18 protein-coding genes are annotated in these 19,048 nt (G+C 68.1%); all 18 read right to left on the bottom strand.

Features of this window, described 5'->3' with window-relative positions; translation table 11 throughout:
* On the bottom strand, positions 1–603 hold a 603-nt coding region (scpB, locus tag ACTIIH_RS10225), incomplete at its 3' end, for an SMC-Scp complex subunit ScpB (protein WP_441451648.1).
* Entirely contained in the window at positions 600–1,403 is an 804-nt protein-coding gene (locus tag ACTIIH_RS10220) for a segregation and condensation protein A (RefSeq protein WP_101553316.1), read from the bottom strand. The genes ACTIIH_RS10220 and scpB, both read right to left, overlap by 4 nt.
* 83 nt (positions 1,404–1,486) lie before the next feature.
* On the bottom strand, positions 1,487–2,356 hold the full coding sequence (locus tag ACTIIH_RS10215; RefSeq protein ID WP_025780119.1) for a ParA family protein: 870 nt from the start codon (positions 2,354–2,356) through the stop codon (positions 1,487–1,489).
* 38 nt (positions 2,357–2,394) lie between these two features.
* Positions 2,395–3,345, bottom strand: coding sequence for a site-specific tyrosine recombinase XerD (xerD, locus tag ACTIIH_RS10210; protein WP_101553315.1), 951 nt, complete (start codon positions 3,343–3,345; stop codon positions 2,395–2,397).
* Between the two features lie 6 nt (positions 3,346–3,351).
* On the bottom strand, positions 3,352–4,134 hold the full coding sequence (locus ACTIIH_RS10205; protein ID WP_441451647.1) for an NUDIX domain-containing protein: 783 nt from the start codon (positions 4,132–4,134) through the stop codon (positions 3,352–3,354).
* Between the two features lie 88 nt (positions 4,135–4,222).
* Positions 4,223–5,914 carry a CTP synthase gene (locus ACTIIH_RS10200; RefSeq protein ID WP_101593245.1) on the bottom strand — a complete coding sequence of 564 codons (1,692 nt, stop codon included), beginning with the start codon at positions 5,912–5,914 and terminating at the stop codon, positions 4,223–4,225.
* Positions 5,911–7,047, bottom strand: a complete 1,137-nt coding sequence (locus ACTIIH_RS10195) for a glycosyltransferase (RefSeq protein ID WP_101553312.1) — start codon at positions 7,045–7,047, stop codon at positions 5,911–5,913. The genes ACTIIH_RS10200 and ACTIIH_RS10195 overlap by 4 nt, the downstream gene beginning before the upstream one ends.
* Positions 7,048–7,080: 33 nt before the next feature.
* Positions 7,081–8,229: a glycosyltransferase family 4 protein gene (locus ACTIIH_RS10190; RefSeq protein WP_441451646.1), complete on the bottom strand. Its 1,149-nt coding sequence runs from the start codon at positions 8,227–8,229 to the stop codon at positions 7,081–7,083.
* Positions 8,226–10,007, bottom strand: coding sequence for a murein biosynthesis integral membrane protein MurJ (gene murJ / locus ACTIIH_RS10185; protein ID WP_441451645.1), 1,782 nt, complete (start codon positions 10,005–10,007; stop codon positions 8,226–8,228). Before murJ ends, ACTIIH_RS10190 begins: the two co-directional genes overlap by 4 nt.
* Entirely contained in the window at positions 10,004–10,873 is an 870-nt protein-coding gene (locus ACTIIH_RS10180; protein ID WP_441451644.1) for a hypothetical protein, read from the bottom strand. The genes murJ and ACTIIH_RS10180 overlap by 4 nt, the downstream gene beginning before the upstream one ends.
* Positions 10,870–11,862: a copper transporter gene (locus ACTIIH_RS10175; protein ID WP_441092022.1), complete on the bottom strand. Its 993-nt coding sequence runs from the start codon at positions 11,860–11,862 to the stop codon at positions 10,870–10,872. Before ACTIIH_RS10175 ends, ACTIIH_RS10180 begins: the two co-directional genes overlap by 4 nt.
* Positions 11,859–13,094: a putative cytokinetic ring protein SteA gene (gene steA, locus ACTIIH_RS10170; RefSeq protein ID WP_101553307.1), complete on the bottom strand. Its 1,236-nt coding sequence runs from the start codon at positions 13,092–13,094 to the stop codon at positions 11,859–11,861. Before steA ends, ACTIIH_RS10175 begins: the two co-directional genes overlap by 4 nt.
* Before the next feature lie 15 nt (positions 13,095–13,109).
* Positions 13,110–14,813, bottom strand: a complete 1,704-nt coding sequence (recN, locus tag ACTIIH_RS10165; RefSeq protein ID WP_441451643.1) for a DNA repair protein RecN — start codon at positions 14,811–14,813, stop codon at positions 13,110–13,112.
* Complete coding sequence (locus ACTIIH_RS10160; RefSeq protein WP_441092024.1) at positions 14,814–15,755, bottom strand: NAD kinase; 942 nt, start codon at positions 15,753–15,755, stop codon at positions 14,814–14,816.
* Positions 15,752–16,558 carry a TlyA family RNA methyltransferase gene (locus tag ACTIIH_RS10155; RefSeq protein WP_240811938.1) on the bottom strand — a complete coding sequence of 269 codons (807 nt, stop codon included), beginning with the start codon at positions 16,556–16,558 and terminating at the stop codon, positions 15,752–15,754. The genes ACTIIH_RS10160 and ACTIIH_RS10155 overlap by 4 nt, the downstream gene beginning before the upstream one ends.
* Positions 16,555–16,773: a hypothetical protein gene (locus ACTIIH_RS10150; protein ID WP_101553540.1), complete on the bottom strand. Its 219-nt coding sequence runs from the start codon at positions 16,771–16,773 to the stop codon at positions 16,555–16,557. Before ACTIIH_RS10150 ends, ACTIIH_RS10155 begins: the two co-directional genes overlap by 4 nt.
* Positions 16,770–17,747 carry an HAD-IIA family hydrolase gene (locus ACTIIH_RS10145; protein WP_101553305.1) on the bottom strand — a complete coding sequence of 326 codons (978 nt, stop codon included), beginning with the start codon at positions 17,745–17,747 and terminating at the stop codon, positions 16,770–16,772. The genes ACTIIH_RS10150 and ACTIIH_RS10145 overlap by 4 nt, the downstream gene beginning before the upstream one ends.
* The coding region (locus ACTIIH_RS10140; protein ID WP_441451642.1) for a hypothetical protein at positions 17,744–19,048 on the bottom strand (1,305 nt) is incomplete at its 5' end. The genes ACTIIH_RS10140 and ACTIIH_RS10145, both read right to left, overlap by 4 nt.

The following is a 19,048-nucleotide window of genomic DNA, read 5'->3' as shown; positions in this document are numbered from 1 at the left end:
ATCGTCGTCGAGGGCGCCGTCGATCTCGGCGAGCACCTCGGTGTCCTGCGCGCCGAGTTCGGCGACGTCGGCATCTTCGGGCAGATAAGGGGCGATGTCCGGAAGATCGTCGATCGCGTTCATGCCCATCGTGTCGAGGAACGTACGTGTGGTGGCATAGAGCAGCGCCGAGGTGGTCGCCTCCTTGCCGGCTTCGACGATGAGTCCGCGCAGCAGCAGAGTGCGGATGACACCGTCGACGCTGACTCCGCGGATGGCGGCGATGCGGGGCCGGGAGATCGGCTGCCGGTAGGCGATGACCGCAAGCGTCTCGAGTGCGGCTTGGGAGAGTTTCGCACTCTGCCCGGCGGTGAGGAAGTCCTTGACGACTTCGTGGTAGTCGCCACGGGAGAAGATGCGGAAACCCCCGGCGACGTGACGGATCTCGAACCCGCGCTGGCGGTGGTCCTCATCCCCGTCGTAGTCGGCTTTGAGGATGCGGATGGCTTCGAGGACGGTGTCTTCGTCGAGGCCGAGGGAGCCGGCGAGGTCTTCGGCGGTCACGGCCGAATCGGTGATCATGAGCACGGCCTCGATGCCGGCGAGGATCTCGTCATCGATCATTCCGCACTCCCCTCTTCTTCTTCGACTTCTTCTTCGTCGCCGCTCCAGTCGCCTTCGGTGCGCAGGTCGACTCCGTCTTCGTTCATCTCGGTCCGGTGGATGAGCAGCCGCCCCAGAGGTTCGGGCTGGTCGAAGTCGCAGAGGCCGACCTTGAACAGTTCGAGCAGGGCGAGGAATCTCGCGACGACGACCAGGGTGTTCTCGGCCGTTTCGAGCAGGTCCTGGAAGTCGACGTCTCCGACGCGCAGCAGGGACAGGATATGCCCGCGCTGCTCGGAGACGCTCACGAGCGGTAAGTGGATATGGTCGACGGCGACGCTGGGCGGGGTGTGATCGCGTTGGAGCACGGTGGCGAAGATTCCGGCCAGTTCGCCGGGACCGATGTTCAGCTCCAGCGGCGGCAGCACGTCCTGGAACTGAGGCTCGAGGTCGACATCGCGGGGGGCGCGGATGGAGCCGGCGGCCATCGCCTCGGCCAGATACCCGGATACGGACTTGTATGCCTTGTATTGCAGCAGCCGGGCGAAGAGGAGGTCTCGGGCCTCGAGCAGCTCGAGGTCGAGGACCTCGTCACCGTCTTCGTGCGGCAGCAGCCGGGCCGTCTTGAGGTCGAGCAGGGTCGCGGCGACGAGGAGGAACTGGGAGATCTCGGCGAGGTTCGCCTGATCCTTGAGCTCGGTGGTGTAGGCGATGAACTCATCGGTCACCTCGGCCAGCGCGATCTCCGTGACGTCGAGGCGACGTTTCGAGATCAGACCGAGCAGCAGATCGAAGGGGCCGGTGAAGTTCTCCAACCGCACCTGGAAACCCTGCGCGGCGTCATCGCCGGAGTCGGCCTCGGTCGGTACGCCGGCCGCCTCCTCCTCGTGGACTGCGGAGTCGCTCAGGGTGCGCCTCCGCGGGCGATGAGCTCCCGGGCCAGTCGACGGTAGGCTTCGGATCCGGCGTGCTTCGGGGCGAAGCTCGTGATCGGTTCGGCGGCCACGGAGGCGTCGGGGAACTTCACGGTGCGGTTGATGACGGTCTCGAAGACCTTGTCGCCGAAGGCTTCGGTGACGCGCGACATGACTTCCTTCGAGTGCAGGGTCCGCGAGTCGAACATCGTGGCGAGGATGCCGTCGACCTCGAGTGAGGGGTTGAGTCGGTCCTGGACCTTCTCGATGGTCTCGACGAGCAGGGCGACACCGCGCAGGGCGAAGAACTCGGTCTCGAGCGGGATGACGACGCCGTGGGCGGCGGTCAGAGCGTTGACGGTGAGCAGTCCCAGCGAGGGCTGGCAGTCGATGAGGATGACATCGTATTCGTCGGCGACCTTCGACAGGGCACGGGCGAGCACCTGCTCGCGGGCGACCTCGCCGACGAGCTGGACTTCGGCGGCGGAGAGGTCGATATTGGCCGGCAGGATGTCGATGTTGTCGAAGTCCGTTCCGACGATGACTTCGTGCGGGTCCAGTCGCGGGTTCATCAGCAGGTTGTAGATGCTGATGTCGAGTTCATAGGGGTTGAGTCCCAGTCCGACGGACAGGGCGCCCTGCGGGTCGAAGTCGACGAGCAGCATCTTGCGGCCGTACGCGGCCAGGGCCGCACCGAGGTTGATCGACGAGGTGGTCTTGCCGACCCCGCCCTTCTGGTTGACCATCGCGATGATGCGGGCGGGTCCGTGCGACGCCAGGGGTGCCGGCTCCGGGAAGTCCTGGGGCTCGCCTGCTGCCGACTTCTGCTGGGGGATATCCAACGCCTCTTGCGTATTCATCTCTCGGATGGCCACCTTTCGTTGCTCTGCGTCCAACCCTACCGCGCCCGAGGGTGCGAGGTCGCGTACACTTCCCGCAGTGTGTCCTCGGAGACTTTCGTATAGATCTGCGTCGTCGTCACCGAGGCATGGCCGAGCAGCTCCTGGACGACGCGGATGTCCGCTCCGCCTTCGAGCAGATGCGTGGCGAATGAGTGCCGGAAGGTATGCGGAGACACCTCGGTACCGATGGCCGCCGCTTCACCGGCGTCCTTGACGATCTGCCATGCCGAGACCCGGGAGAGTCGAGTGCCTCGGGCGTTGAGGAACAGGGCCCCGGCTGGAGCCGAGGATCTCGCTCTCGCCGCCATCGACGGCCGCACCCGCGACACCCAGGCCCCCAGGGCTCGGGCGGCGTGGGATCCGACGGGCACGATCCTCTCCTTCCCGCCCTTTCCGTAGAGCCGGACGAGCCCGGAGTCGAGGTCGAGATCGTCGAGGTCGACGCCCACGGCTTCGGAGATGCGCGCCCCCGTGGCGTAGAGGAGTTCGAGAAGGGCCGCGGCCCGGATCTGGACGGGTTCGTCACCGTCGGTGGTCGCGATCATCGCTTCGATCTCGTCGAGCGCCAGGGCCTTGGGCAGCCGCAGTCCTTCCTGCGGTGGGCTGACCTCGGAGGCCGGATCCGTGGGCGCGAGGTTCTCCCCCAGTGCGAAGGTGTGGAATCGGCGCACCGCGACGAGTGCGCGTGCCCGGGTCCGCGGTGCCAGTCCCGAATCGAGCAGGTGGAGGGCGAAGTTCTCCACCTGCTGTCGATCGACCTCGCCGAGGCGGCTCACCCCGTCGTCGGTCAGCCAGGTGCCGTACCGGGCGAGGTCACGGGCGTAGGCGTCGATCGAGTTCATCGACAGTCCCCGTTCGAAACGCAGGGAGGCGAGATAGGACCCGAATGCGCTCCGCAGGTCCTCGGGAAGGTCCTCCGGCAGCAGTTCGGCGCCGTGCCGAGCCATAGGGTCTCAGTCCTCGCCCGCGCCGGTCTGTGTCGACGGTGAAATCCCGTCACCGGTACCGGTCGTCTCCGCCGTGGCCGAATCGGTGGTCCCGACGGTGGCACCGCGGCCGAAGTCGGGGCGACCGTCGACGAGTCGCCTCGGCGCATCGACGGCCCGCCGTTTGACCGGTGCTCCCGCTGCTTCGGCGCGCAGCACGCGGTCGACCTGAAAGATCGCCAGTTGGGCGATCGCGTTGGTGATCCGCCCGTCGGCCACGGCCTCGAGTGCCTCGTCCATGCCGACCCAGGCGAAGCGGAACCCCGCTTCTTCCTCGCCCCGTTCGTGACGGTCGGCTTCGGGCACGGAGGACAGCCCGCGGGCGAGGTAGAGACGCATCGTCTCGGAGCTGCCGCCCGGGGTCAGGCAGGAGTCGCTGAGCACGTCCCAGTGTGCGGCCGTGAGGTCAGCTTCCTCGATAAGTTCCCTCTTCGCCGCGTCGAGCGGGTCCTCGCCGGGGATGTCGAGCAGACCGGCAGGCACCTCCCACAGTCGGGCGCGGACGGGGTGCCGGTACTGCTGGGCCAGCAGGATCCGCTGGTCGTCGTCGACGACGGCGATGCCGACGGCCCCGGTGTGCGCCATGAGATCGCGGACGAGCCCGGAGGCCTCGGGCAGGTCGAAGGTCTCCTTGCGGATGTCCCACACCGCGCCTTCGTAGACGACCTCGGAGGAGGTGATCGGCGGGATCACCGGTTCGTCGGCGAGGGGCTGTTCATGGTCTGTGCTCATCTCATGGTCTGTGCTCATCGGCGCTCTCCCTGAACTCGACGGTGGTGGAACGGCGAATGCCGCCGGCGCTGGCGCCGGCGGCATTCGCTGTGAGGATGGACAAGGGTCACTGACGCTCGAGTGCGGCGGCGACCAGACCCGCGAACAGCGGGTGCGGTGAGGTCGGCCGCGACTTCAGCTCGGGGTGCGCCTGCGTGGAGACGTAGAACGGGTGCAGCTCAGAAGGCAGCTCGACGAATTCGACGAGCTCACCGTTCGGTGAGGTTCCGGAGAACTCGAGCCCCGCCTCGGCGATCTGCTCGCGGTAGGTGTTGTTGACCTCGTAGCGGTGACGGTGCCGTTCGCTGATCGTCGTCTCCCCGTACACGCCGGCCACGACGCTGCCTTCGGTGAGCTTCGCCTCGTAGGTGCCCAGGCGCATGGTGCCGCCCAGGTCGCCTTCGCCTTCGACGATCGAGAGCTGCTCGGCCATGGTCGCGATGACCGGAACCGTGGTCTCGGGATCGAACTCGGACGACGACGCGGCTTCGAGTCCGGCGACATTGCGTGCGTATTCGATGACCATGCACTGCAGACCCAGGCACAGGCCCAGGGTCGGAATGCCGTGGGTGCGGGTGTACTCGAGTGCGCCGAGCTTGCCTTCGATGCCGCGGATGCCGAAGCCGCCGGGCACGCAGATCGCGTCGAGGCCGGACAGGGCCGCTTCTGCGCCGGCTTCGGTGGAGCAGTCATCGGACTGGATCCACTTGATCCTGACCTTCGCGTCGTTGGCGAAGCCGCCGTGGCGCAGCGCCTCGGTGACGGAGAGGTAGGCGTCGGGCAGGTCGATGTACTTGCCGACGATGCCGATGGTGACGTCCCGGGACGGGTTGTGCACGCGTTCGAGTACCCAGTCCCACTTCGTCCAGTCGACGTCGCGGAAGGGCAGGTTGAGGCTGCGGATGACGAACACGTCGAGGCCGCCGTCGTGGAGGACCTTCGGGATGTCGTAGATGCTCGGGGCGTCGACGCAGGACACGACCGCGTCGGTCTCGACGTCGCAGGCTCCGGCGATCTTCGCCCGGATCGAATCCGGCAGCTCACGGTCGGAGCGGAGCACGATCGCATCGGGCTGGATGCCGATGGAGCGCAGGGTGGCCACCGAATGCTGGGTCGGCTTCGTCTTCAGCTCTCCGGAGGGCCCGAGGTAGGGCACGAGGGAAACATGGATGAAGAACACGTTGTCCCGGCCGATGTCGTGACGGACCTGGCGGGCCGCCTCGAGGAAGGGCTGGGATTCGATATCGCCGACGGTACCGCCGATCTCGGTGATGATGACATCGGGACGGTCCGCCTCGGGGCGTTCGGCCTGAGCACGCATCCGCGCCTTGATCTCGTCGGTGATGTGCGGGATGACCTGGACGGTGTCGCCGAGGTATGCGCCGCGGCGTTCCTTCGCGATGACCGAGGAGTAGACCTGCCCGGTGGTCACATTCGCCGCACCGTCGAGGTCATTGTCGAGGAAGCGCTCGTAGTGGCCGATGTCGAGGTCGGTCTCGGCGCCGTCCTCGGTGACGAAGACTTCACCGTGCTGGAAGGGGTTCATGGTGCCGGGATCCACGTTGAGGTAGGGATCCAGCTTCTGCATGGCCACGGTGAGGCCGCGCTGAGTGAGCAGATGGCCGAGGCTCGATGCCGTCAGACCCTTGCCCAACGAGGAGGCGACGCCTCCCGTGACGAAGATGTGCTTTGCCGTATGTGTGCCGCCAGGGCCAGTTCGATTCACCACGGAATTTGATTCTATCAAAGTCCGGCTCATGAATCCGAGACTGCGTCGACCTCGGCGTACAGATCGAGCAGCGTCTCCGAGATCGCCGCCCCGTTGCTGACGTCGATGACCCGCTTCTTCGCCGCCACGGCGGAGGTTCCGCGTCCGGCCGGGTCATCGAGAAGATGATTGATCTCACGCAGCAGCGCTTCCGTGTCGTCGGCGGGAACGGCCTGCGCGGCCTCTCCCCAGATGCCGGCGCGGCGTTCGCTGCCGATGAAGACCGCCGGCTTCGACAGCTGCATGAGGTCTTCGTGGGACAGACCCGTCATGGTTTCGCTGGCGATGACGACATCAGCGGCGGCGGCCACATCGACGAGGTCGCCGGCCGGCGCCACGAGGACTCCGCGATCGGAGAATTCCCGCGAGATCGTCGAGCGGTCCTTGCCGGTGCCGGTGAGGACGAAGACGACCTTGCGGTCGCGGCGGCGCTGGTTGATCTGGTCGGCGGCGTCGAGGACGGTCGCCAGGGCCGTGTGGTCACGCAGCGCGATGGGGCTGGCGACCATCCAGGTGCCTTCGCTCAGCCCGAGTTCGCGGCGGACCTCGGCCCGCGGTGTGCGCACGGTGAGGTCGACGTCGATGTCCGGGTGGACGAGTTCGGCGCGTTCGACGACCGGAACGCGGCCGCCGTAGTAGTCGACGACGGGTTCGGTCGTGCCGAGGACCGCGGTGGCCGTGCGGCCGACGATCTCGGCTCCGGTCTTCTCGATGACGTTCGCGGAGTCGAAGGATTCGACGGTGGCGACGACCTTCGGGTGCAGTCGTGCCGGCAGACCGGTGAAGGCCAGCCCGGCGAGCGTCGCCGCATGCAGTCCGTGTGCGTGGACGATGTCGACGTGCTGGTAGTACTTGTGAAGGGTGAAGGCGGAACCGGGGTCAGCGGTCGTGAGTCGACGACGGGCGGTGAGCTCGATCTCGCGGAATTCGCCGGCCAGCTCCTCCGGGACCCCAAAGGTCCCCAGCAGAGACCGGTGTGCGGCGACGGCGACCTTGAAACCGGCCCGGAGGTGACCGAGCACGGCGAGCTTCGCCACTTCGACGACGGGACCGGTGGTGTCGGCGAGCACGTGCAGAATCCTGGTGTCTGCGCTCAGTGGGTTGACCTCGCCGGATTCGCTCATTTCCTCATCCTCTTCTTTCGTTCGACGCTGGTTCTAGCCTACCTGGGCAGACACGAGTTCCGTGTAAAGACCTGCGAGTTCTTCGGCGACTTCCCTCTCAGCGGGAAGCTCCGCTCCGCGTGCCCGGGCTCTCGTCCCGAGTTCGGCGCGGCGGGCGGGATCGACAGCGAGTTCGGCCACGGCTGCGGCGAAGGCGGCGTCGTCATCATCATCGATGAGCATCCCCGCGTCGCCGACGAGTTCGGCGGTGCCGCCGGTGGCGGTGGCCACGATCGCCTTGCCGGTCATCAGTGCCTCCTGGAGCACCAGCGCCCGGGCCTCCCAGACGCTGGTGAGCGCGTAGATGTCCGCTGCGGCCGCGAGTTCGGCGACGTTGTCGCGGGGTCCGAGGAAATGCAGGGCCGGAATCGCCGAGGCGGCTGCCGCCTCGGCGTACTGAGCGCGGACGTCGGCGAGCACCTGATCGTCGGCGGCACCGGCGATGAGGGCGACGATCTCACCCTGCCGGTCCCCCGCCCCGAGGCGGGCGAGTGCACGCACGAGCATCGGGTAGTTCTTCTGTCTGGCGACGCGACCGACGGCGAGGACGATGAGGGCCCCGGGGTCGAAGTCGAATTCCTCGGCCAGTCCCGCACGGGTGGCGGCGGCCGCCTCGGCGGACACCTGAGTCACCTCGGGAGCGGCGGCCGGGAGGAAGCGTGCGGTCTGCGCGCCGAGTTCGCGGGCACGGTCGACGAGGTCGGTGCTGGCGCCGAGGACGAGGTCGGCTCCGCGGGCGAGCATCGTCTCGACCCGGGTTTCGACCCGACCGCGCAGTCCCTGTCCGCTGGCCTGGTTGTGCAGGCTGAGGACGAACTTCGGGCGGGTCTTCAGTGTGCGCAGGGTCAGCAGGGTGATGAGCCCGGCCCGGAAGCCGTGGGCGTGGACGATCTGCGGGGCGAAGCTGCGCAGGAGTGTGCGCTGCCGGCGGACGAGGGCGGCGTCGGAGGCGCCGATTCCGGTGCCGAGTTCGAGGACGCCGAACCGGACTCCGGGCAGCAGGGAGAAGCCGAAGTGCTCGTCGGTGGCGGCCGGTCCGATGACGCCGATCTCGTGGCCGGCGGCGGCGAGGTCACGGGCGAGTGCGTGCACATGGGTGCCGACTCCCCCGGTCGAGGTGCCGATGGCGAAGACGATCCTCATGAGTCTTCCTCCCTGTCGGTGTCGTGGGGTCCACAGTCACTGCGGCTGGATCCATGGTCGCTGCTGCTGAGTCCGTGGTCGGTGGTGAGCGTACCGGTCGCGTGCGCGGTCGTCTCGTCGTTGACGCCGGCCCGATTGCGGTCGGCCAGCAGACGGCGGACTTCGCCGAGGAATCCGCGGTCGATGACGAGCACGATGAGTCCGAAGACCACGCAGCCGAGGAGGGCGGCGATGATTCCCGCGATGACGGCCGAGCTCGCGGAGTTGTCGAAGAGTCCCCCGAGCCACTGCGAGGTCACGACTCCGGCGGTGCCGGCGACGACGGCGGCCCCGAGCGCGAGCAGCGACCGCCGCCCGACGAAGGCGAGTCCGGTGGGACCGAGGACGCGGCGCATGTTCACGAGCAGGAACACTCCGGCCACGGTCATGCCCAGCACATAGCCGCTGCAGATGCAGATGAGGGTCAGCCCGGGGTTCCCGTTCGCACCCGCGACCAGGATGGCGCCACACATGCCGACGATGACGAGGATCCACCCCGTCGTCGTGGCGGCGGCCGAGTGGCGGGAGCGTTCGAGGGCGTAGAAGACGCGAGTGCCCCAGGCGACGAAGGACCAGCCCGGCACGGCCAAGGCCATGACCATGATCGCCGTGGCCATCGAGTCGAAGGGGGCGGCGGATTCGCTTTCGGCGTCGATGGCGATGAAGAAGGTCTGCAGCGGCCCTGCCGCCGAGAGCAGGATGACGGCGCCGAGTCCGCCGATGGCGATGATGAGAGCCGTCGTCGTCGAGGTCACCGAGCGCAGACGCACCCCGGCCTGTCCACGTCGCTCAGCGGACGCCTCGGGGTCGGTGGATCGTCCCACCCAGGTCGACAGGGTCGGGAAGATCACGGTCGCCACGGTCACGGCGAGCACGGCGTAGGGCAGGAGGTAGACGGCGTTGATGTAGCTGAAGAGCACGAGCGTGCCGTCCCCGCCCGAATGGTTCGCCAGGCTCAGGGTCGCGAGCACCGCGGCCTGCTGGGCGAGCAGGGCGGACATTCCGGCTCCGGCCAGGCGCAGCGCACGGTGGGCGACGCCGGGTGGGAAGGAGAAGGTGGGGCGCAGCTTCAGCCCGGTCGAGGCCATCGGCAGTGCCAGCGGCAGGGCGAGGGCGGCGACGCCGCCGGTGGTGCCCCAGCCGAGCCAGCCGAGGTGGGACTGCCAGGTGTCGTCGCTGCCGCCCACGACGCTGTAGGCGATATAGCTGCCGATGACGACGAGGCTGGACAGCAGCGGGGCGAACGCCGGCCACAGGAACTTGCGGTGGGCCTGCAGGACTCCGGTGAGCACGGCGCCGATTCCGTAGAGGACGAGCTGCGGGGAGAACATGAGCAGCAGCTCGACGGTCGCCTGCACTCCCGCGGCGCTCGTCTGCTCATCGACGAGGATCCTCGCGATCTGCGGGGCGAAGACGGCCAGCAGGATCGACAGCGGCAGGGTCACGCTGACCGCCCAGGTCAGCAGCCCCGAGGCGATGCGACCGGCGGTCTCTCGGTCCGATCTGGCCAGGGGGACGGCGAGCAGCGGGATGACCGCTCCGGCCAGGGCGCCGCCGGCGACGACCTCGAAGAGGATGTTCGGGACCTGGTTGGCGCTCTGGTAGGCGGTGCCGACGGTGCCGGCGCCGACGGTCGCCGAGAACACCAGCCAGCGTAGGAAGCCGACCAGTCGGGTCAGCAGGGTGATGATCGATACGAGCAGCGCCGTGGCGGCGAGGACTCGAACGAGCTTGTTCACTGAACCTCGCGGCCGAACGAGTCGATCTCCCGCAGACCCGGGGTCGATTCGATGACGGAGGTGAAGGACACTTTCTCACTGGCCAGGGTGAGTCCGGCGAGGACGGCGAGGATGAGGCGTCGCTGTGCCGGTGTGGCGGTTTCGGCGAGGATCACGCCGATCGCCGCGCCCAGGGCGTTGGCTCCGGTGTCGCCGAGCATCGCATCACCGGCGAGGTCGTCTGGCCAGGCGGCAGCCGTGGCTCCGGCGATCGCCCCGGCAGGCGCCCAGGACACGCGGCGATCGTGGTCGGTCAATGCGAGGGTCAGCGCTCCGGCCTTGAGGGCCCGTCCGGGACGCAGATCGAGGAGGTTGAACAGGTTCGCCGAACCCGCGATCACTCCCCCGGTGACGACGATGTCCGCGGCGGCTGCGTACCAGGGCCGGTCGGGTGTCGAGTGGGTGGAGCCGAAGAGTCCGGTCGGGCGGGTGCGGCTGCGCAGGATCGCGGCTGCGGCGATCGAGGCGAGTGGGATGCCGGTGATCTTGATCGTCCCGGTCGTGATCTGACCGCGGGCCAGCGCGGACAGGTGCCCGCGCAGTCCCTTCGAGGACCCGGATTCGCAGAAGTCGTCAACCGCCCCGAGGCCGCCGGCCGCGGCCGTGGCCAGCAGGGTCGCCGCCTTCTGGCGGGCGTCTTCGATGAGCAGGCTGCCGGCCAGCAGTCCCGTCGCGACGGCGGGGCCTTCGGCGAGTGAGACGTCGTGTCCGGCGTGGTTGGTGCGCACCACGGAGTCGTGGGTGCGCAGCCGCGATCCGAGCAACGCCTTCGTCGCGGTGAAGCCGGCGAGCCCGGCGACGGCGGTGCTGACGATGGAGCGGATCATTCCTCGTCTCCCTTCTGCGTGTCCTTCGACGACGTTTCTTCGGTCTTGGCCGGCAGGATGCCTTCGGCGTCCTCGGCGAATCCGAAGTGTCCGTGGCTTCCGGCCTCTCCGGAGGCCAGGGCCCGGACGGTGATGACGGGGCCGGCGCCGAGGCCGAGTTCGTCGACCGTGCTGGCGCGGGACTTCTCCGTCCGCAGCACGTTGACGAGTCCGTTCTGTGCCGATCCGGCGTCGCCGGCGACGACCACCGAGGTGGCTTCGGCGGTGAGTGCGGTGATGAAGTCGGTGACGAGGGTGCGGGTGCCCTTGTCATCGGAGTTCTGCGGGCTGGGCTCGGTGTCCTCGGCCAGGGTCGAGTTCTCATCGTCGATGACGATGAACAGCGAGGTCGTCTTGTGGTCCGTGTCGGTGCGCAGTCGGTCGGCTTCGACGAAGGCGTCGTAGAGCTTCGCCGCCTGCTTCCCCGCATCCGCCTGGTTGTCCTCGTCCTCGAGCATCGAGGCATCACCGGTCAGGGCGATGACGAGGGCGGCGCGGATCGCGGTCGAATCGTCCTTCGGCAGGCTGGGCACGAGGGTCCGCAGCGTCTCGAGGAACGCAGCGGAGTCTTCGAGGCTGAGCGTGTTCGGCACGAACGAGACGTCACCGGCGATGGTGCCGTCGGCTTCCTTGACCCGGTTGCTGACCTCTTCGACCTGTTCGGAGTCCGCGTCGGGGGCAGCGATGATGCTCACTTCCCGCCCGTCGAGGATGCCGCCGATGAGTTCCGGGGCCGCGGCCGTGACGAACTCGTTCTGCTTGTCGATATTGCCCTTGGCCGCGTCGAGGTCCGAACGCAGGTTGTCGCGGTCGGTGCGCAGGGCGTCGACCTGGCTCTGCAGGGACTCCCCGATCGGTTCCTTCAGCGGTCCCGCGCCGAGGACGATGCCGACGGCCAGCGCCAGGAACACCGAGACGAGGGAGACGAGGTGGTAGCGGAAATCAATCACGGGTCTATTCCTTGGATGAGGCCGACGGAGTCGGTTGATGCTGCGGGGTCGCCGCCGAAGAGGGAGCCGATCCAGCCGAAGAGGCCGTCGAGTTGGGCGCCGATGAGGCCGAGGAAGGTCTGCCCGGCCGAGGTCGCGGTCATCGCCACTCCGAGGGCGACGAGCCCGGCGACGACGAGCACGGCCAGCTGCAGGCTGGAGATGCGCTGCCGATAGAGCAGGGACACGCCCTTGGCGTCGATGAGCTTCGATCCCACGCGCAGGCGGGTGATGAAGGTCGAGGCCATGCCCTTGCGGCCCTTGTCGAGGAACTCCATGACGGTGTCGTGGGTGCCGACGGCGACGATGAGTTCGGCCCCTTTGTCATCGGCGAGGAGCATGGCGATGTCTTCGCTCGTGCCCGAGGCCGCGAAGGCCACGCAGTCGACTCCGAGGGCGTCGACGCGTTCGGTGCCCGGTGCCGTGCCGTCACGGTAGGCGTGGACGACGATCTCGGCGCCCGAGGTCAGGGCGGTGTCGGACACGGAGTCCATGTCGCCGACGATCATGTTCGGCCGGTGGCCGGCTTCGATGATGGCGTCGGCTCCGCCGTCGACGCCGATGAGCAGCGGCCGGTATTCGCGGATATAGGAGGCCAGCATCGCCAGATCCTCCTTGTAGTGGTATCCGCGGACGACGATGAGCACATGCCGGTCGGTGAACGTCGTCTTCACCTCGGGCACGACGAGTTCGGCCGAGAGCAGGTCGGAGTCCTTGCGGATGTATTCGACCGTGTTGTCAATGAAGTCCACGAGCACGGAGTTCATTCCCGCCTCGGCGGCGTGCATGTCCTCGGCGATCGTCTCGGCCGTCTGCAGGACGCCCGTGGCCACCTCGGTCTCACCCGCGTAGACGGTGGCACCGTCGATGGAGATCTCGGCGTTCTCGTCGACCGTGTCGAAGATCTCGGCTCCGGCGGCGTCGATGAGGGGAATGCCGGCGTCGACGATGATGCCCGGTCCCAGGTTCGGGTAGCGGCCGGAGATCGATTTGTCGGCGTTGATCACCGCTGCCGGCCGGCACGCGACGAGGGCTTCGGCGGAGATGCGGTCGATGTCGGAGTGTTTGATGACGGCGATGTCGCCGGCCTGCAGGCGCTTCGTCAGATCCTTTGTGCGTCGGTCCAGACGGGCAGGGGCGGGCCCGGACCGGGTCGGTGCGGGGAGGTTCTCACGGTGTCTGCGCACTTTCATGATCCGCTCATTCTCTCATCTGCTGCCAACGCCGGCCTCCTTGACCTGCCGTGCATTGTCGAGCAGTTCGGCCGCGTGGGCCTTCGCCGAGGCGGAGTCGTCCATGCCTGCCAGCATGCGGGAGAGCTCGACGACGCGTTCGGAATCGGTCAGTTCCGCCACACCCGAACGCACGGTCTCGGCGTCGTCGTCCTTGACGATGGTCACATGGGTGTCGGCCCACGCGGCGACCTGCGGCAGGTGGGTGACGACGATGACCTGGGCATTGCGGGCGAGCTTGGCCAGGCGGCGTCCGATCTCCACGGCCGCCTTGCCGCCGACTCCGGCGTCGACTTCGTCGAAGACGTAGGTGGGGATGGATTCGCTGGCGGCGCGGACGACTTCGATGGCGAGCATGACGCGGGAGAGCTCACCGCCGCTGGCGATCTTCGCGATGTCGTCGGGGAGGGAGGATTCGTGGGCGGCGAAGGTCATTCGGACCTCGTCGGCCCCGTGGGTGGTGGGTTCGCGTTCGGAGATCTCGAAGGCCACCGATGCTTTCGGCATCGACAGGGCGGCGAGTTCCTCGCTGACGGCGGCGGAGAATTCGTCTGCGGTGGACTTGCGGATCTCGGTGAGCGCCGAGGCGGCCGCCTCCATGGTCTCGCGGGCCTGATCGAGTTCGGCGTCGAGTCCGTCGAGGTCACGGTCCTCGGCTTCGAGTTCGGCGAGTTCCGCGGCCGATCGGGTTTCGAAGTCGAGGACTTCGGCGACGTCCTGACCATAGGGGGCCAGAGTCCCGAGTTCCGCGCGCCTGGCCTCGGTCTCCTCCAGGGAGGTCTCGCCGAGTTCGTCGAATCCGGAGAGGTAGTTCGACAGTTCCGCGGCGGAGTCGGACAGCCGCAGCACGGCGTCGCCGAGGGCTTCGCGGATGGTGACGAGGTCCTTGTCGGAGCCTTCGACATCGGTGATCGCGCTGATGGCCTGGTGGACGAGGTCGACGGCGGCTCCGGCATCGTCGATCTCCGAACCGAGCAGCAGGTCGTGGGCGGCGCCGACGGCGCGGGTGATCTCGGCGGCGGCGCCGAGCTTCGCCGACTGTGCGGCCAGGGTCTCGTCTTCGCCGGGTTCGGGGCGGACCTTGTCGATGGCCTCGAGGCAGCCGCGCAGCCACAGGATGCGTTCGCGGCGGGCGGCCGTGGAGTCCTTGATGCGGCTGACGCGGGCTTCGGTCTCGCGCCAGGTCTCGAAGGCGGCACGGTAACGCTCGGCCACCTCGGCGAGGGCCGACCCGCCGGCGGCGTCGAGGAGGTGCCGCTGCTGGGCGGCTCCCTTGAGGCGCAGCTGTTCGGACTGGCCGTGGAGCGTGATGAGGTCCGAGGAGATGTCGGTGAGCACGGAGATCGGCACGGTCCGTCCGCCGGCCGTCGCCCGGGCGCGGCCTTTCAGCGCCACGGTGCGGGAGATGATCGCCTCGTCGTCGGCGCTGCCGCCGGCTTCCTCGATGCGTTCGCGCACGGGTTCGGCAACTCCGGTGAAGATGCCCTCGACTTCGGCCTTCTCCGCGCCTTTGCGCACGACTCCGGAGCCGACCTTGCGGCCCATGAGAAGGGACAGGGCGGAGACGAACATGGTCTTGCCCGCACCGGTCTCACCGGTGACGACGGTGAAGCCGGTGTCGAGTTCGACGGCGGCCTCGGCGATGACGCCGAGGTGGGAGATGCGCAGTTCGGAGATCATTCAGGCCTCCTTGATCGGTCCTCGCCAGCCGGAGACGGGCAGGCGGAACTTCGCGACGAGTCGGTCGGTGAACGGGCCGGCGTGCAGGCGAGCGAGGCGGATCGGCGATTTCGAACGCGTGGCTTCCACACGCGCTCCGGACGGCAGTTCGAGGGCACGGCGACCGTCGCACCACAGCACGGCGGAGAACTCGGGATTCGACTGGGAGATCTCCACGCCGAGGCGGGAGGTCGGGTTGACGACCAGAGGTTTGGAGAACAGGGCGTGGGCGGAGATCGGAACGAGGATGAGCGCTTCGACCTCGGGCCAGACGATGGGACCGCCGGCGGAGAACGAGTACGCGGTCGAGCCGGTGGGGGTGGCGAGGATGACACCGTCGCAGCCGAAGGAGGATACGGGGCGGGCGTCGACGCCGAGGACGACGTCGATCATCCGGGATTTCGAGGTCTTCTCGATGGTCGCCTCGTTGAGCGCCCAGGCGTTGAAGATGTTCTCGCCTTCGTGCCACACGGACACGTCGAGGGCGAGCCTCTCCTCGACGGAGTAGTCACGTTGGGAGGCGCGGTGGACCGCCTCGGCGAGGTCTTCCTTCTCGCTTTCGGCGAGGAATCCGACATGGCCGAGGTTGACGCCCATGAGCGGGGCGCCGGAGCCGTGGAAGCGTTCGGCGGCGCGCAGGATCGTGCCGTCGCCGCCTAAGACGATGACGAGTTCGCAGGCGTTCTTCCACTCCCCCAGCTCGGAGGGATCGATGATGATGCAGTGGTTGAGGATGGGTTCGTCGTCGACGGCCTCGGCCTGGCGGGCGCGGATGCCGACGATCTCGTCGGAGAGGACGACGGGGGTGACGCCGTCGTCGAGGAGGGCCTTGAACACGCTGACGGCGGCCACGGCCGACTCATCACGTTGGGGGTGCAGCAGCACCATGATGTGTCTGGTCACGACTCTCCTCTCATCATTTCGTCCAGGTGGGCGGGGATGTCTGCTTTGTCGAGCCTATCGGACTGGTGATGTGTTCGGCCTGGGCGAACACGCAGGAAGTACTCTCGATTCCCGCTCGGGCCCGGCAGCGGTGAGGGGGCGATGTCGGTGACGCGGGCGCCGTTGTCGGTCACCGCCTCGAGGACGGAGTCGATGGCGCGGCGGCGTCTGTCCCGGCTGGTGACGACGCCGTGTTTGTCCAGCGACGCACGGGCGAGTTCGAACTGGGGTTTGACCATGAGGAGGAGTTCCCCGCCCGCGGCGGTGGCGGCCAGCAGCGGGTCGATGAGCAGGCGCAGGGAGATGAAGGAGACGTCGGCGACGACGAGGTCGACGGTGGGCACGTCGGAGTCGGCGAGTTCGCGCAGATTGAGTCCCTCGCGGACGTGGACGCGCGGGTCGTCGCGGAGGATGGGCGCGAGTTGGTCGTGGCCGACGTCGACGGCCCAGACGTGCGCGACTTCGTGGGTGAGGAGGACTTGGGTGAAGCCGCCGGTGGAGGCTCCCGCGTCGAGGGCCGTCAGACCCTGAAGTCGGTCGGTGAGGTCGAAAGCCTCGAGGGCGCCGAGGAGTTTGTGGGCGCTGCGGGCGACCCAGGGGTCAGGTTCGGTGACGGTGACGTCGTCGGTGTCTCTCACGTCCTGGGAGGCTTTGGTCGCGTTGCGGCCGTTGACGCTGACGCGGCCGGCGGCGATTTCGCGGGCGGCGCGGGAGCGGGAGTTCACCAGCCCGCGGTCGACGAGTGCCCGGTCGAGTCTGCTCACAAGGAGCCCACCTGGGCGTCGAGGTCGTCGAGCAGGGAGTTCAGCTGTCCGTGGCGCTCGGCTGCCGGTGCCTCTCTGGCTGCGGCGAGGCCGGCCCGCCATGTCTCCACCGGGACGTCCCCACTCACCGAGGCGGGGGTCGGCGCGGAAGTCGTGCCGGGATTCGGGCCGGAGTTCGTGCCGGGTGTCGGGGTCGGTCGCGGGGTTTCGCTCATGAGTCCTGACCGATCCGGCGCGGCAGGCGACCGTCGGCCAGGACCGCCTCGGCGTCGGTCTCCCCTGCATCGATGGCTGCCCATGCACGCCGGAGTTCGGCTTCGATCCGGGCGGACTCACCGCGGTCGGTTCCGGTGATGAGGGCTTCGAGTCCGCGCAGATTCGGCAAGATGAAGGTCGGTCGGCTCTCGGGGCCCGCGCTCAGGGCATCGTGGATGTCGTGGATTCCGGTGAGGACGAGGGCCGTGTCGATTCCGGCGGCACAGCCGCCTTCGATGTCGGTGTTGAGGCGGTCGCCGACCATGAGCGGGCGGTGCGCACCGAGGCGGCCGGCCGCGAAGTCCATCATGTGCGGGGCGGGTTTGCCGACGATGACGGGGGTGGAGTCGGTGAGTCGGGCGATGAGATCGACGAAGGCACCGTTGCCGGGGACCTTCCCGGTCTCCGTGAGGAGGGAGAAGTCGGGGTTGCTCGCCCACCATTCGGCGCCGGAGCGGATGATCTCGCAGGTGCGGACGATCTTCGCGTAGTCGATCTCCGGGTCGAGTCCTTGGGCGACGGCGACGGGGTCCGCGTCGAGCGAGTCCGTGATGTCGAGGCCGGCGTCTTCGAGTGCGATGCGCAGTCCGGTGGTGCCGAGGAGGTGGACGCGCGCACCGGGTCCGAAGCGTTCGGCCAGGCGTTCGGCGAGCACCTGCGCCGAGGTGGTCACCTCGTCCGCGGAGGCGTCGACACCCATTCCGGTGATCTTCTCGGCGGTGGCGGCGGCGGTGCGGGTGGCGTTGTTCGTGACGTAGCTGACCGGGATCGACTGGGAATGGAGCCAGTTGATGCCGTCGGCGGCTCCGTCGATGGCGTGGGTGCCGTGGTAGACGACTCCGTCGAGGTCGAACAGTACGCAGTCGATGGGCGAGCCCGGGGACTCGGGCGGGCGCCCATCTGCTGTGCTGTCCTGTTCGGCGGTCAGTGTCACTGGTCTCCGTCGGCCTCGGCTGCTGTTGTCTCAGACGCGGTGTCTGCGTCGGAATCGGCGTCGGCGTCGGCGTCGGCGAGGATCTCGTCGAGTTCGTCTTCGATCTCATCGTCGGTGACTGTGACCGACTTCAGCTCCTTCGCCGAGACATGCGTCTTCGACTTCGGTGCTGCGGCCGGAGCGTCGGTCTCCGGCTCGGCGTCCGCGGCAGCGGCTTCACCGTGGGGGACTTCGGAGGTCTCAGCCTCTGCTGTCACATCGGCTTCGGGCGTCGAATCGGTCGCAGCTTCAGCGGTCTCGGCCTCTGCTGCCTCTTCGGCGGCTTCCTCGGAGGCGGCCGCGTCACCGTCGGCGTCTTCGGGAGTCTGGGCTTCGGCAGCTGCGGGTTCGTCGTCGACCTCGTCGACGGTTTCGATTTCGACTCCGGCATTGAGGTCCGGCATCTCGTCGCCGAACAGGGTGCCGGTCGCCTTGGCGGTGCGGCGGGAGAGCTCTTCGTATTTGTCGGCGAGTTCGCCTTCGCCGTCGATGCGCAGCACCTCGGCGTAGGCGGCCATGAGTCGGACGAGTCCGCCGCTGGGCTTCTGAGTGAAGTCCTCGGCTTCGATGAGTCGGCGCGCACCGGCGATGTCATCGAGGTCGGATTTGGCGCCGGCCGCGACGATGACGAGTTCGGTGCGGGTGTCCGTGTCGAGGTCGAGCTCCGCGGAGGTCTTCAGCAGCTCGAGGGCCTTCTCCGGCTTGCCGCGGCCTCGTTCGGCGTCGGCGATCAGCGCGATGTTGTCGTTCGAGCCGGAGATGCGACGGTGGGTGCGCAGTTCGCGGACGGCTTCGTCGTAGTTCTCCACGTAGTACGCGGCGATGCCGAGTGCTTCGCGGACGACGGCAACACGACCGGCGCGGGCCATGGCGGCCTTGGCATGCTCGTGGGCGCGTTCCGGGTCGAGGTCGAGCAGCCCGCCGGCGGCGACGAGGTGCTTGGCGACCATATCGGCGTTCTCTTTGTCGAGGGTGCGCAGCTGAGACGAGATCTCTTTGTCGAGCTCGCGACCGGTGACGCCGTCGGGAATCTCGGGTTCCTGGATCCGTGGGCGGCGGGCGCGCTGTTCGCGTGCGTAGTCGCCGGTGTCGGTCTTGCGAGAGGCACGACGATCATTGTCGCCCCGACCGTGGCCGCCGCGTCCTCCACGGTTGTCGTCCCGTCGATTTCCGCGGTAGCCACCGCGACGGTCGTCACCGTCACGGCGGTCACGGTTGAAGCCGCCCCGGCGGTCATCGTCGTTGCGACGGTTGCCCTGGTA

Source organism: Brevibacterium sp. (genome assembly GCF_052105255.1).
GTDB lineage: Bacteria > Actinomycetota > Actinomycetes > Actinomycetales > Brevibacteriaceae > Brevibacterium > Brevibacterium linens_B.
This window is presented reverse-complemented; position numbering and strand designations above follow the sequence as displayed.

What these genes read in the sequence shown, in the direction of transcription:
- ACTIIH_RS10150 (WP_101553540.1), bottom strand. Translation starts at nt 16,773, where the DNA reads ATGAGCGAAACCCCGCGACCGACCCCGACACCCGGCACGAACTCCGGC.
- ACTIIH_RS10195 (WP_101553312.1), bottom strand. Translation starts at nt 7,047, where the DNA reads ATGAGCGAATCCGGCGAGGTCAACCCACTGAGCGCAGACACCAGGATT.
- ACTIIH_RS10215 (WP_025780119.1), bottom strand. Translation starts at nt 2,356, where the DNA reads ATGAATACGCAAGAGGCGTTGGATATCCCCCAGCAGAAGTCGGCAGCA.
- ACTIIH_RS10180 (WP_441451644.1), bottom strand. Translation starts at nt 10,873, where the DNA reads ATGATCCGCTCCATCGTCAGCACCGCCGTCGCCGGGCTCGCCGGCTTC.
- ACTIIH_RS10205 (WP_441451647.1), bottom strand. Translation starts at nt 4,134, where the DNA reads ATGAGCACAGACCATGAGATGAGCACAGACCATGAACAGCCCCTCGCC.
- ACTIIH_RS10190 (WP_441451646.1), bottom strand. Translation starts at nt 8,229, where the DNA reads ATGAGGATCGTCTTCGCCATCGGCACCTCGACCGGGGGAGTCGGCACC.
- recN (WP_441451643.1), bottom strand. Translation starts at nt 14,813, where the DNA reads ATGATCTCCGAACTGCGCATCTCCCACCTCGGCGTCATCGCCGAGGCC.
- steA (WP_101553307.1), bottom strand. Translation starts at nt 13,094, where the DNA reads ATGAAAGTGCGCAGACACCGTGAGAACCTCCCCGCACCGACCCGGTCC.
- ACTIIH_RS10200 (WP_101593245.1), bottom strand. Translation starts at nt 5,914, where the DNA reads ATGAGCCGGACTTTGATAGAATCAAATTCCGTGGTGAATCGAACTGGC.
- xerD (WP_101553315.1), bottom strand. Translation starts at nt 3,345, where the DNA reads ATGGCTCGGCACGGCGCCGAACTGCTGCCGGAGGACCTTCCCGAGGAC.